Below are 14,019 nucleotides of genomic sequence, written 5' to 3'. Positions count from 1 at the left end.
TTCATTCTATTTATCCACACTAAGTGACAATACTGATGGCAATGAACTATCATAAATTTTTAAAAACTCATATCCAATTCCTGCTAATCCAATCATTAAACTAGGTGTATTATTTTGACCAGGAAGTCCACATTTATACCTTCCTAATTTAAATTTGGAAATGTTAGCATCTAAGTATGAGTACACCACATTATTGATTTTTTCTTTATCAGAGTAATTCGATGCTTGCAATAGAATATCAATATTCCCTAAATCTCCATGGCATAAACAATGGCTCTTTCCAAAGCCTTTAAAAATTGTCGTTTCAAGCGATACCTCTATTTCCTTTTTTATTTTCTTAATCGCTTTTTCTTCTTTTATATATTCTAACATAATTATCCTACTCATAAGTATTCCCGGAGCTCCATGACACCAAGTAGCAGGAATAATTCCTTGACTATAATTTGTAACACCACCAAGTGCTCTTATATCTGCCCAGTTTTTCTCTTTCTCCACATATAAACTTCTCTCATAATTTAAGGCTTTTTCTGCTGCAATAAAATACTCTATCTTACCTAATATTTCTCCTGCTTTTATAAGTGCTAAAGCAATACCTGCAGCACCATGCGAGTAACCCGCTAAAGCATTTGATGCTATTTGAGGTTTCCACATCATCATATCATCTTTTTTTGTTGCTTTTACAATTAAATAATCAGCGCATTTAGATATTAATTCTATGGATTTTTTTTCTAATCCTTTTCTACCAACTACATTATATGTTTGCAGAATGCAACCAGCCGCACCCGCAACGACATCAAAATTTTCATCTTTGTCTACAACATTTATAGTGTTAGACAAAATCTTAGAACATAATTCTGTATAATCTTCACCTATAATGTCCCCTATTACAATTAACGGAAATAAATTAGAAGTTTCACCTGTATATGCGCCAATTACAGTTTCTTTCTCCATTTCATTTTTAATACTCAAACATTTTTCTAGAGTTTTTATAATGCCATTCATGCCTCGCTTCGTTATTTCTAAATACTTTTCTTCTCTCGTAATTTTATACAAAGCTGCCATAAAAAGTAAAATACCAGGTGTGCCATTGTATAAATCTATTCCTGACGGCTCAACACTCCAATTAGTTTCTTCTACCCCTGTTACATTTGTAATAATCCATCCTATATCCTCTGCACTATTTCCAGATATTGCTGTACGAGCTAATTCTTCACCAATTTCTTTTGCCTTCTTATAGCACTCTATTTCAAGCAATCTCTTTTCATCTTTATCATGTCTCCTTACTAAAACCGGGTTTACCGTATACTTTTCTTCATCCATCAGTGACATTCTTATAAAGTTTAATTGTATTTCACAGTTTTCTTCTGACATATTTTCTAATTGCCCTTTTACTAAATCAATTCCTCTTTCTTCATACACCCCTTCAATTTTCCCTCTAGAATGCAATAATTTAGTTTCATCAGGATAATTTACGAAAAACGGAATATCATTATCTAATAAATCCTTAATTTCATACGGTGCAACTAGATTATATTTTTTTTCAAATTTTCCTTCTTTATATAACGTTGTAAACAACATCTCACGATCCAATCCACTTCTTAAATAATCTGGGTGAGTACCTATATTTAATAATGTGGAGTACTGCTGTGTAGATCTGATTATCTGCCTTACTTTCACTGTCTTAAATATCTCTACTAACTGTTTAAAAGTATTCATGCTTTCTTTAATCGTGCTATATGCTTCTAAAAAACCACCTTCTATTGATAATCTATAATTATATATATTTATTTTTTTATCATCAGAAATCGGTCTATTATTTGAGCTATGAAGCCTTCCTTTATCATATTCTATTCTTATTTCATCTGATAAATAATCTTTAATTACTGGCATCTCCATAGGTACAATCTGATTAGAATCACCACCCAATGCACTTATATCTACTCCACCATGATTTTTACTATGCCATGTTAAATTTGGAAGAATACCAACATTTCTTACAGATCCTTCAATTATTCCTGTTATCTTACCAGGTGCCGTATTTTGTTCTAAAATATGAAATCTATTATGGAAAAGAGCTTCTAAATCAATCAACACTGGATTAGCCGAAAAAGCTATAATATTTTCGTAATGAATATCTGTAGTTCTTAACAAATACAATAAACCTAACATCACACCTATTTTATAATAATACTCTTCAAGCTCACTTTCTTTTTGACATTTTTTGTTTTCAATAAATTCCATCCAACCATATGTCTCCCTATCAATAATCTTAGGTTGATAAATAGGATATTTGACACATTGTGAATTATACCATTCCAATACTTCATTAAAGTATCTATCCAATTTTAAACTTCGTGGCTTATAAACAATGGTTTTATTATTACTAAGCGTCAACTTGAAAACTGTTTTACCACCATTATGTGCATCCGACATATCACCATCTAGCTTTATTATAGAAAACGAGCGTGAATTGTCACGAAAGATAGAACACAAATAATTTTGATCAGCAGAAAATCTAGTTAAAAGATCGCACATATTGTTTATCCAGTTATTTACTCCTTTAGAAATAAGTCTGTACATTACAGGATACTCAACTAATAATCCTTCCCAATATTGTTCGTCTTTCAAAATTACATTTGAATAAAACTCCATTCTTTCAGTTGCATTTTCCCCTTGTAGCTGATTCTCCTCTCTACATACATTCAACTCCAATATTAAAACACGGATACATAATTTATATAAATGTCCAATCAATATTTTTACCATATCTTTCTGTAAATTGTCATTTACTAAATACCTTGTTCCACATTTGTTTATCTGTTCATCCAATCTTCCTTTTGCATACTTTATAAAAGGAATAAAAAAATTAATAAATGGCGTGTCATCTTCTGCTTTTTGAGTTGTTGGATTGATCCATTTAAATTTAGGTAAATCAACACTACCGTATTTCTTATTTCTTATTGCCTGATCCATTGCTTCCCATTCTTTAAGGTCATCGTTTTCTTTAGCTTCAAATCCTTTCTCACCTAACAACATGTTTAATTCTGATTGATTTATTTGAGAAAAATATGGAAGATTAATAAGGTTTTCTATATGAACTAATTTTTCCCAAAATGCTTTTCTCTTATGAATTATTGCAATTTCATCTTTCGAAAAAACAATATTTTTGCCAAGTTGACGCTCAAAAGAGTATGTTCCTTTTAAAAATTTTTCTAACATTTACTACCTCCTACTACAATATATTTCACATATCATACATCTATTAAAAATATTAAGTATTTCTATTTATTGTGCTTTTATAATATAATTCAATTCTAAACTGTTCTTAAATAAAATAAGGATGCCTTAGGTTTTAAGGCATCCCTATTACTTTAGCAGCAAATGATTGTCATAATCGGGCATTCTGCCGTACCAGTGCAAAGTCTACCGCAAGATGCATCTTCCGAATAGCAGTTACAATGCGTATTTGCTGTTCCAGCTCCTGTATAATCTTCTAATTCCATTTCTTTTAATTCCTGAAAGGAATTACCTGCTGGATTTGAACTTTCTACCTCGTTCATTTCATATACAGGAAGTTTCCAGTTTTTTACGTTCCTACTCATATTGCTTTCTCCTTTCTCAGTATGTATTTAGTCAGCTCTGTAACTGACTATGTTCTTATTATACATCAAATTTCTTAGTTTTTATTTTTATGGAATTTTATCGACTCTACATGTCATTTTTTCTAAAAAATGTTATCTTCTTAGTTATTACTTAATTTTTGATAAACGAACTTTCCAAAATGGAAATTGGCACTAATAATAACCTCGAAAGTATTTTACACATGACTATATAATCTTAATTTTAATGGATAGATAGTAAAATCAAGATTGTCATCACTTGTGATGTCTATACACTTCTTATAGCACTAATATAAAAAGAGGACACAAAGGTAAGAGTACCATGTGCCCATTCTCATTACGGATCGAATTTCATATACACTTGTAATGCAGTTTTATAAATAAAATACTACTCCAATAGCTCTACTATTTATTTTCCCCTATATCATCTCCTTATCTCTTAATATTCTTTTTTTCTCCTAATCCTTTCAGAATGATGAGCGATATGCACCCACAAATTAGCAACATTACAGTACTTTCTATTATCTGTAAAGTCGTTGCTTCATAATAGCCGGAAACTATAAACACCGCCGTTATAGGATAAAAAACTCTTAACCCATTTGACATACTTGTAAACAACCCTGCAAAAGAATAAATCTCAGCAAATATCAACGCAAGCCAGTATCCCTTTTTTATGCGCGCTACCAATGCAATCACTGGAGAAAGGGCAAAAAAAGTTCCTAAACCATCCAGCACATAAATTTTCAAAAATCTCAAGAGCATTTCCACAGATAGCTCTTGAAAATGAAATGCAGCCTCCACACAGAATGTAATAAGAAATAACAACAAATAGAGTAGCAAACTTAATAGTAAAGTTACTACCATTTTTGCACTCATCATTTTAGATTCATTTATTGGAATCAAGTGCAAAGATTTCATCGTATCTTCCTGTTCTTCCCGGCAGATTAAATAACTACCCAATAATGCAATTACTGCAGGGAGCAGAAAAAATGTAGCTAAAGATTGTGCTGCAGTCATAAACCATCCGACACCTTCTATATATCGTTTCTCTCCAAATGAAAACTGTCCTTGTGCAAAGACAATAACTGCTACCATAACTATTGCAAATACAGCAATCCAAACTATTTTTGAACGACGAAGTTTCCTATGTTCCGCCCAAATCAATGCTTTCATACTATTTACTTACCTCACTTTCTCCGAGCTAATGCCAGATTCGCAAATACAGAAGAAGCAATAGCCCACAAACCAATACATAAAAAAGCTGCTGGCAGATTCAATTCCTGATTAAAAACAACTCCCGGAATATCACGCATAACAATTACATTCATGCTAGATAGCGGATGCAGATACATATTTATCATTAACAAAATAAAACCCAGAAAAGTATACACTAATGTCACACAAACTGGCAGTATATAGCCTTTTGAGGAAGCAGCAACTGCCAAAATTGGCAAAATAGCAAAGGCTGTTAATCCACCAATCTCAATACACTTTTTTAATAGATACAAAGTACTGTCCCATTCAAAAACAATATATCCAGTCAATACACCAGCTGCTATCGAAGCCAGAACAGTAATCAGCATAAATAAGATGGAGTAACTAAGCACGATTACAAATTTGCCAAAAAAATATTCCATACGACTAACCGGCACAATCCAAAGCTGTTTGAGCATATCATGCTGGTTTTCATCGTACATAAGCATGGTGCAAAGAATTCCCAAGACCACTGGTAATATGATCCATGGCGTATAACTAAATGCTGTCCATTTATAAAACTGTACTGGCACTATTCCTATTTTACCTATATGTTGAAAATAGAATAGTGCCAAAAATGGCATAAAAAATGCTGAAAGTAACATTAACCAAACAAACTTCCTACGGTGTAATTTCAAAAATTCCGTCTGAATCAGTTTAAGCAATTCCCTCTCCTCCCGTGATTTTCTTGAAATAATCCTCCAGTGTGTCATTACAAACCTGAGAACTGATAACAGCTATGTCTTGTACTATAAGAGCTTTATTGATTTCCGCCATATCCAAACAGGTATCATAAATCCGAAGTGTCTGATCATCATGCACAGAATAATCTACCAGGTGGAACTGATGTTCCAAAATCAACGCCGCTTTTGAAACGTCAGACACTTGTAGAAGAATATATTTTCTATTTTTCTTTTTCAATTCTTTCATGCTGTTTTCTTCCAATAGAAGTCCATGATCTATAATACCAATATCATCTGCCAAAAGTGCAATTTCAGATAAGATATGACTGGAAATGAGAATAGTTTTTCCACGCTCCACGCTCAGCTCTTTAATAAAATTTCTCATCTCTGCAATGCCAATGGGATCAAGTCCGTTGGTCGGCTCGTCCAAAATCAACAATTCTGGATCGTGAAGAATCGCATTGGCGATACCAAGACGCTGCTTCATGCCAAGAGAATATTTGCTAAATAACTTTTTGTCCTTATAGGGCAATCCCACTACTTCCAATGCTTTTTTTACTGCATTGGGACCCACGGTCCCTCGCAGTTTTGCAAAAATTTCCAAATTTTCCGTGCCGGTCAAGTTTGGATAAAACCCAGGTGTTTCTATAATTGCACCAATACGCGGAAAGACTTGTTTTTCCCGACCTTTGATATCTTGGCCAAATACATCTACCTTACCAGAAGTAATGGGAGTCAATCCCAAAATCATTTTCATAATAGTGGTTTTCCCTGCTCCATTACGCCCTAATAGACCATAAATGCGTCCCTTTTTCACATGGATGTTTACCGCTTTTACAACGTCCTGCTCTCCATAAACCTTTGTCAGCTGCTTCGTTTCAATCACAAAATTATTCATAATAATACCTCTCTCTTAAAAAATTACTATTTATAAAATTCTTCTGTTTCTAATAGGAACGTTTACGTAAAACAATTATCGATAGAATAGTAAACACGATTCCTACCGTAAATATAGATATCAGACACAATGATGGAGAGAGTGTTACTGTTACCCCTTGTGTCCAACTTCGCACCATATCTGCAGATACCGGTGATAAACTCGAATAAATTCCCATAACACTTGCCAACGGATGCGCCCCCATCAAATATGCTGGTGCGATTACCACTGGAACAAGATAAAGAAACGTTGCTCCGATAGGAATTCCATATCCTTTTGAAGAAGTTGCCATAAATACAATCGGCAACATAGCAATAGGAACAAGCCCCCCGCCCAATAAGTATAGTACAAAAGATTGTAATACGGTGCTGGTATTAAAATCTGGGAAATCTCCCGCAATAAAACCTCCGCCAACGCAGATAGCAAACGTGAACACACATAGTATTAATGACATTAAAATAATGACTGCCACTTTAGAAAAATAAAGCTGAGATTTTGAAATAGGAATAATCCACAGTTCTTTAAGCGTGTCGTTCTTCTGTTCATCGAAGAATAGCGTAGTAGCAAACATTCCTAACGCAATAGGTAGGAATAAACTAGTGAGGTTTTTGAATGCCAAGGTATATAAATCGCTAAACTGATCCATTAAAGGACTGCTCCTAGAAATACTACAAGCACGGTTAACCGCAAATATTCCTAAAAGAAAAGTAAGTGCAAAAATACTCCAGACTGTTTTGTTCCGTTTCCATTTTTGAAGTTCTACTACAATCATTGTCACTTCATTTTCCCCCTTTCATGTTTATAACTACTATTATAAAACACCAACCTTGCCATAACCTTGCCGAAATCTTGTTTTTATCTTGCTTTTAATATAGATATCTATATGCAACTACAAAATTTTAGGCAATAAGATTGTAAATACTGTTCCCCTTTCAAGAGTACTACTAACTGAAATTTTCCCTTTGTGAGCACTAACAAGTTCTTTTACGATAGAAAGGCCAAATCCATTTCCCTTAGCGGAACGTGATTGGTCACATTGGTACATCCTTTCAAAAATGTATGGCAAATCACCGGACGAAATTCCTCTACCATTATCCATAACTAAAATCTTAACTTGTTGTGTATCTTCAAAAATTCTAAAAGACACATAATCTGCTCCACTATGGGTAATAATATTTTCTAGTAGATTATTTAATATTCGCATATAGCTATTAGAATCAATCCGTAGAAAGCATTCCCGTTCTGGTATCTCAACTTCATACTCAATCCCCGCATTTTCTAAAATTGGCACCCATTCTGCAATAATATTTCTAGATAATTCATTAATATCCAATATTTCAAAATGAAAAACTTGCTCTCTAGCATCCAATTTGACCCATTCAAACAAAATAGTAACAAAATCTTTCAACCGATTAGCTTTATCTAACGCTACATGGATATACTCATCTCGTTCTGTTCCAGTAACTATCCCCTTTTCAATTGCTTCCAAATAGCCCACTAAGGAAGTCAACGGCGTTTTTACATCATGAGAAAGACTCGTCATAAGGCGCTTATATGCTTGTTCTGCTTGTCTTTGCTGTATAATCCTTAATTGACTATCAATTACGATACTATTAATATCATAACAAATCTGTTTTGTCATATCATTTTCTCTTGTCACAATACGTCTATTTAAATTTCCATCTTTTATATCATGCAAAGCATCCTTAATAAAAGAAAGCTGCTGTCGTACTCGTCTCATCCGCCAAATTAAGTATAAGATTATTAATATCGAAAACCCGAGCCCCACAATAAGATACACATTTACATTTATAGCCATATTTATACCTCACTATTAAATCGATATCCCACACCTCGAACTGTTTGAATATAAAAAGGATGTTCTGGATCAGGTTCAATTTTTTTACGTAGTTTACTAACAAAAGACATAATATTGCTATCATCAAAAGCATACTCATCTGACCATACCTGTAAATAAATCTGCCTTTTTGTATACACTTTTCCTTTATTCATTGCCAAAAACAATAGCAAGTCAAACTCTTTCCCAGTAAGTTCTATTTGATTGTTTTGTACTATAACCTCCCGATTACTCTTATTAATGCTCATTCCCTTCAATACTATTTTATCTTGATTGTGACTCTCTTGTTGATTCAAAGTAGTATAACGACGTACAAGCGAGTTAACACGAGCCATCAGTTCACTAATACTAAATGGCTTTGTTAGATAATCGTCTGCCCCCAATCTTAAACCAAAAACTTTGTCTCCTTCATCACCCTTTGCTGTTAACATTAAAACTGGCACATTACTAGATTCTCTAATTTTCTGCAACACTTGAAAACCATCTATACCAGGCATCATCACATCAAGAATAATCAAAACACAACCTTCTCTATATTCATCTAAGAATTTCAGTCCTTCAAGACCATTATGTGCGACCATAGCAAACCATCCTTCCTTCTCTACACATTTTTTCATCAAGGTACACAATTCTTTATCATCATCTATAATCAAAATGTGTTCCATCTTTATTCACCCTCCATCTATTGTCCAGTTTTATACTTACTATTTCTTAATTATAGTTTTGAGATTAAAGCAATGCAATAATCTTTTCTAAAAATATATTTAAGCTTGTTGGCATTGAAGAGCAAGTTTCGCAATGTAGCACAATAACCCCTTTCCGGGTTCTTGGCGACTTGCAACTTGATGGGGATTTCGTTTCCCCATACCCTCGACCACAATCACAGATATGTATATTGGTTTCCATTTACATGGTCACAGTGCGATAATTTTTCATCACTTACTTTCCCTGCAGGCCGCAAAATTTGGATTTTCTTATGAAACCACTACCACGAAGAAAGGAAGTTATCAATGACAAGACCTAAGAAAGAGGAAACTCTTGCAAAAACTAAAGATGTGCATTTACGCATGAATGAAACTGAATATGATCTTCTTGCAGAAAGAGCCAAGGCTAACAGCATGACGGTTTCTGATTTTATCCGAAATGCCTTGGTCAACCAGAAAGTCATCATCAAATACGAAATTACCGCAGATCTTCCCGAAATAAAAAAACTTATTAGCGAGTTTGGTAAAATTGGCAGCAACCTAAATCAGATTGCCCGATATTTTAATCAGGGTGGAATCCTCTCTTCTGAAATGAGAAATGAAATCCGAAAGTCTCTCCGGGATATTTATGAAATGAAATATGAAGTGATGAAAATGGCAGGTGATTTTCGTGGCAGTAATTAAACATATCGCAAACAAAAACTCTGACTATGGAGAATCGGAACGGTATCTTATCTTCCAGCACAACGAGTATACGCAAAAACCGATTCTTGATGAAGAAGGGCATATGATACTGAGAGAAGAATATTATCTGGACGGTCTGAACTGTGATCCATTCTCTTTTGCATCTGAATGTCAGGAACTGAACAGCTACTATCACAAGAACAAAAACTTCAATGAAATAAAATCCCATCACTATATCATCAGCTTCGACCCAAAAGACAGGGATGAATGTGGATTGACCGGTGAACGTGCCCAGCAACTCGGATTGACTTTTGCAAAGAAAAACTTTCCCGGTCATCAGGCTTTAGTCTGTACTCATACCGACGGTCATAACAAAAGTGGAAACATCCATGTGCATATCGTAATTAACAGTCTCCGTAAATATGATATACCACAAGAACCCTATATGGAATTTGACTGTGAAGCAAAAGCCGGTTATAAGCATCATCTAAGTGCTGCCTATCTTGCCCATCTAAAACAGGAAGTCATGGATATGTGCAAAAAAGAAGGGTTGCACCAAGTTGATCTGCTCACTCCTGCTGAAAGAAAAATCACCGAAAAAGAATACTGGGCACAACGCCGGGGACAGGAAAAATTAGATAAGCTGAATCTGAAAATGAAAGAAGATGGAATCACACCGAAAGAAACTCGTTACCAGACAGAAAAACAATTTCTCCGTGACGCTATTGATGATGCTGCAAGTATTGCCCGATCACCAGAAGAATTTTCAAAAATCCTTGACGAAAAATATCACATCATCCTCAAGATCAGTCGAAACCGGTACAGCTATCTTCACCCTGGCAGAAAAAAATTTATCACTGAAAGAACTCTTGGGACCAGATACACAGAAGATTTTCTCTTGAAAGCATTTGAAGAAAACACGAAATCCCGTAGAGAACTGAAAGAAGAAATTCTGGAACAGCAGGCTCCGAATACTTCCACAGATTTACCACCTGTTCCTTTCTCTGATACTTCTGCTATCCCTGCACCATTCATTTTCATAAAATCAAACCTCCGGCTTGTAATAGATCTGCAAACCTGTATTAAAGCCCAGCAGAGCAAAGCCTATGCTCAAAAAGTAAAGCTCACCAATTTGAAGCAGATGGCTCAGACTGTTGCCTACATACAAGAGCATGGATATGATTCTCTTGATGATTTCCATGCAGCACTCAATCAGGCATCAGACCAGACCAGTGCTTCCAGAAAATCTTTAAAAGATACTGAACAACAGCTCAAAGAAGTGAATGAACAGATTCATTTTACCGGACAATATCTGGCATACAAAAATGTGTATGCTGATTATCGTACAAGCCGAAACAAGAAAAAATTTTATGAAGAACATCGAGCAGAACTTTCCCTGTATGACACAGCTCTACGAACACTCAAAGAAAAATCTGGCGGGAATAAATTGCCTTCCATGAAAGCTCTCTATGCTGAAAAGGACCGGCTTGTTGAATTGAGGGATAGACAGCGTGAAGATTTTTCTAATCACCAGGATTATGAACGGGAGCTTCGCACTGTATCTGCGAATATTGATATGATTCTTGGGAAGAATCGTGGGCAGGAGCAACAGATTGAAAAAGAGCAGAATTTATAAACCTTTTCATCTCCAAGCACCCAAATATCATTTTCAAATCTATGCTAATGAATAAATTCCTGTTTGCATCTTTCCTAAAAAGATGTATGATATAGAAAAACACAGGAGACATCATTAAAATGAAGGCACATAAATATTGGTCACTCGGTGCATTGGCATCCATGATCGGAACTTTTTACTGCTTCTCAAGATATGAAATCTGCTCATAAATATTTTGCTTACAGCTCTCTTCTCTGTATGATTATGGCTATCTATTCTGGTCATAAAATGATTTCTGGAAAGTCCTTAAAAAAGAAAGACTCTGTTTCCGAAGAATCTGCTGAATAATCAAAGAAGGAGTTTCTCCATGTGTGGCGAAATAGAAAAATGCTATTAAAAAGTTCACATAAAATACATTGCTTATGTAAATGTACCGGTATTCTCAAACAGTTATAACGAAAATACCTATTGAAAAAGAACTCACAACCATAGTTCATTTCATAAATCAATACAAAAACATTGATGTTTTTCTTATTTACAGTATGATATAATTAAAAAGAAGATGCAGTATTAAAGGGAGAACTGCCCAGACAGCCTGGCCTCAGAAATATGCACCTTCCTCTATAAATATATTATGTGGTATCAACACCTTTTATACATAAATAAAAAGATACAGTAAACAAAATGGTACTACCCAGGTAGCCCGTTTCTTGCTCATGTATCTCAATCTATCTTAATCTTAGTCGATAAATTTTAATTTGTCAAGATAAATTTCAAATAAAAGAAAGGAAAAAAGGTCTCACTTATGTTAGAAAAGAACAAAGCAGATAGCAGAAAATATTTTATTTTCAAAATACGAGATTTGGTACATAATTCTTTCCACACACTTGAAGAAAAGCGAACAGAAAGTTTATTGCAATATATGGGTATCTGTATCAGCACCTATGATGAACTTAGGGCATCCCTTGACCCAACCAAACTAAAACGCTCATACGAAGGATTGTTAGAAGGACTGGATTACCAGATGCAAATACATCCTTTTCATAAGCTTGATTTATACCAAAATGATTTTTCTCACTTACATCAGCTCATAAATCTTGCAAATGAAGCTCGCGATAAAGAACTTCATAACATTCACCGTAGCATTGTAGCTTTAAAAAAGAAATTGGAAGCTGAAAATCTCATAAATTGTTATATTCAATGCTTACTCACAGAAACCACATTCAAAGGCATGGATTATTTAATGGAGGCTCTTATTAGTGATTTATTATATGCAGGACATTCTATGTCTCATATTTTAGATTTTTTCAAAAGACAGCAGCAAGAATTTCTAGAACATAATGATGCTGAAAAAACTATACAGAATCTTAACGAATTTGACAGAAAACCTATACCTTTTTCTATTCATATCTGTTTTAAAATTTCAAGCCAGACGCAGAAGGAACTGGCACTTAATCTTATAAAACAGCAATTTGAAATCCATACTAACCAAGAATTAGGGATACCTCATATAAATAACGATACCTTAATTGCCAGTAAAGAGTATCTAGCTTTAGATGAATTCAAAGCAATCGACTTAGCTCAAAAAGAATTCCAATCCGTTACAGAACTGTTTGATATGTGGCAAAGCACAACCAATTGTATTCGCGATGATTTATGGTATTATTGGAAAGAAGACACGGTTTTTCATAAAATCAGCTTAAACAGCATTGATCCCATAAAAATGCTTAACCATATTGACGCAAACTATAAAAAACAGTTGGAACGTTTTTTACAGTTGCGAAATGATCTTGGCAGCAACAATATTAGAACTTTGGAACGAATACTTTATACTCTTAATTCTGCCAAATCGCTGACTACTCAAAACCGTTTTCTTAACTTTTGGTCATCCCTTGAATATATTTTATATTCATTTCCACGCTTTACAATCATAGAAAAAGCACGCGTTGTTGTTCCAGAAGTTTTTGGATTGTTCTATCTAAAAAATAAACTTAATATATTTTGGGCACGACTTACTTATTGTATGTCTAACAAAAAGGATTATGCTGAGAAATATCCTACTTTACAAAATTTTATAATGAATTGTCAGGTCACTGAAAAAGATTATTCTACCCCAAAAGTAATTGCTTATCTAAGTGATGTAAATAAATATAGTGCTATTTTATCTGAGCTTTCTTTCCATATTGTCCTTGAGCGAGAATGTCGTGAAATAATTATGCTTTTAACTGAGCCAGAAAAAACAAGCAAGGCAATTCAAGAATATTTTGACGGTATTAAGCATGATTTAAATTATATTTATCGTCTCCGAAATCAACTAATTCATTCTACAAAGGATATTGACGATTCCCTGGAGTATATCAGCTTTCGATTGTATCGCTATGTTAACTCTGTACTTTCCACGATATTATACTATCAGGAAAAAAACAATTTATATAGCATTACAGATATATTAATTTCTGTAGATGCCACCTACCAAGACTATAATAAAAAATTATCGCCAGATATCAAAAAGAAAAAGAAGAAATCTTCTTCCGAGATTGCTTCAGAAACCCTTTCTCCTGAAGACATCTATCGCATTGTACGACCAAAATATTTATTCATTGAATAGTATTTTAATATTAAGATTCATCTTTAAAATACATTATCTAAAAAGTGGATGCTACT

At 34.1% G+C, this 14,019-nt stretch carries 11 protein-coding genes and 1 pseudogene; 4 read left to right on the top strand and 8 right to left on the bottom strand.

Annotation, left to right across the window (positions count from 1 at the left end; genetic code table 11):
- Positions 1–6: 6 nt before the first annotated feature.
- From HED67_RS15660 to HED67_RS15625, 8 genes are all read right to left on the bottom strand, one after another.
- Entirely contained in the window at positions 7–3,219 is a 3,213-nt protein-coding gene (locus HED67_RS15660) for a type 2 lanthipeptide synthetase LanM family protein (protein WP_096241053.1), read from the bottom strand.
- Between the two features lie 152 nt (positions 3,220–3,371).
- Positions 3,372–3,602: a plantaricin C family lantibiotic gene (locus HED67_RS15655; RefSeq protein WP_096241054.1), complete on the bottom strand. Its 231-nt coding sequence runs from the start codon at positions 3,600–3,602 to the stop codon at positions 3,372–3,374.
- 450 nt (positions 3,603–4,052) lie between these two features.
- Positions 4,053–4,793: an ABC transporter permease gene (locus tag HED67_RS15650; RefSeq protein WP_096241055.1), complete on the bottom strand. Its 741-nt coding sequence runs from the start codon at positions 4,791–4,793 to the stop codon at positions 4,053–4,055.
- A 14-nt stretch (positions 4,794–4,807) separates the two neighbouring features.
- The gene (locus HED67_RS15645; protein WP_096241056.1) at positions 4,808–5,539 is read right to left on the bottom strand and encodes an ABC transporter permease; all 732 of its coding nucleotides are present in this window, start codon (positions 5,537–5,539) and stop codon (positions 4,808–4,810) included.
- Positions 5,532–6,455 carry an ABC transporter ATP-binding protein gene (locus tag HED67_RS15640; RefSeq protein WP_096241057.1) on the bottom strand — a complete coding sequence of 308 codons (924 nt, stop codon included), beginning with the start codon at positions 6,453–6,455 and terminating at the stop codon, positions 5,532–5,534. The genes HED67_RS15645 and HED67_RS15640 overlap by 8 nt, the downstream gene beginning before the upstream one ends.
- A 49-nt stretch (positions 6,456–6,504) precedes the next feature.
- Positions 6,505–7,266 (bottom strand): ABC transporter permease, encoded by a 762-nt coding sequence (locus HED67_RS15635; RefSeq protein ID WP_179966607.1) that lies wholly within the window; start codon positions 7,264–7,266, stop codon positions 6,505–6,507.
- Positions 7,267–7,383: 117 nt separating this feature from the next.
- Positions 7,384–8,313: a sensor histidine kinase gene (locus tag HED67_RS15630; protein ID WP_179966606.1), complete on the bottom strand. Its 930-nt coding sequence runs from the start codon at positions 8,311–8,313 to the stop codon at positions 7,384–7,386.
- Positions 8,314–8,315: 2 nt separating this feature from the next.
- Positions 8,316–9,017, bottom strand: a complete 702-nt coding sequence (locus tag HED67_RS15625; protein WP_096241059.1) for a response regulator transcription factor — start codon at positions 9,015–9,017, stop codon at positions 8,316–8,318.
- Positions 9,018–9,362: 345 nt separating this feature from the next.
- Here HED67_RS15625 and HED67_RS15620 point away from each other — a divergent pair, with 345 nt between their 5' ends.
- From HED67_RS15620 to HED67_RS15605, 4 genes and pseudogenes are all read left to right on the top strand, one after another.
- Entirely contained in the window at positions 9,363–9,740 is a 378-nt protein-coding gene (locus HED67_RS15620; RefSeq protein ID WP_004613332.1) for a plasmid mobilization protein, read from the top strand.
- Positions 9,727–11,376 (top strand): relaxase/mobilization nuclease domain-containing protein, encoded by a 1,650-nt coding sequence (locus tag HED67_RS15615; protein WP_004613331.1) that lies wholly within the window; start codon positions 9,727–9,729, stop codon positions 11,374–11,376. Before HED67_RS15620 ends, HED67_RS15615 begins: the two co-directional genes overlap by 14 nt.
- Positions 11,377–11,495: 119 nt before the next feature.
- Positions 11,496–11,637: pseudogene (locus tag HED67_RS17600) on the top strand (DUF6219 family protein); the annotation flags it as partial.
- 523 nt (positions 11,638–12,160) lie between these two features.
- On the top strand, positions 12,161–13,963 hold the full coding sequence (locus HED67_RS15605) for a hypothetical protein (RefSeq protein ID WP_096241061.1): 1,803 nt from the start codon (positions 12,161–12,163) through the stop codon (positions 13,961–13,963).
- The last annotated feature ends 56 nt before the right edge of the window (positions 13,964–14,019 follow it).

The sequence above is a fragment of the Pseudocoprococcus catus genome (assembly GCF_019734885.1).
Lineage (GTDB): Bacteria > Bacillota > Clostridia > Lachnospirales > Lachnospiraceae > Coprococcus_A > Coprococcus_A catus.
Note: the sequence above shows the minus strand (reverse complement) of the source record. Positions and strands in the feature narration are given on the sequence as shown.

Coding starts and splice junctions, on each gene's coding strand:
- HED67_RS15660 (WP_096241053.1), bottom strand. CDS start 3,219: ATGTTAGAAAAATTTTTAAAAGGAACATACTCTTTTGAGCGTCAACTT.
- HED67_RS15655 (WP_096241054.1), bottom strand. CDS start 3,602: ATGAGTAGGAACGTAAAAAACTGGAAACTTCCTGTATATGAAATGAAC.
- HED67_RS15650 (WP_096241055.1), bottom strand. CDS start 4,793: ATGAAAGCATTGATTTGGGCGGAACATAGGAAACTTCGTCGTTCAAAA.
- HED67_RS15640 (WP_096241057.1), bottom strand. CDS start 6,455: ATGAATAATTTTGTGATTGAAACGAAGCAGCTGACAAAGGTTTATGGA.
- HED67_RS15635 (WP_179966607.1), bottom strand. CDS start 7,266: ATGATTGTAGTAGAACTTCAAAAATGGAAACGGAACAAAACAGTCTGG.
- HED67_RS15630 (WP_179966606.1), bottom strand. CDS start 8,313: ATGGCTATAAATGTAAATGTGTATCTTATTGTGGGGCTCGGGTTTTCG.
- HED67_RS15625 (WP_096241059.1), bottom strand. CDS start 9,017: ATGGAACACATTTTGATTATAGATGATGATAAAGAATTGTGTACCTTG.
- HED67_RS15620 (WP_004613332.1), top strand. CDS start 9,363: ATGACAAGACCTAAGAAAGAGGAAACTCTTGCAAAAACTAAAGATGTG.
- HED67_RS15605 (WP_096241061.1), top strand. CDS start 12,161: ATGTTAGAAAAGAACAAAGCAGATAGCAGAAAATATTTTATTTTCAAA.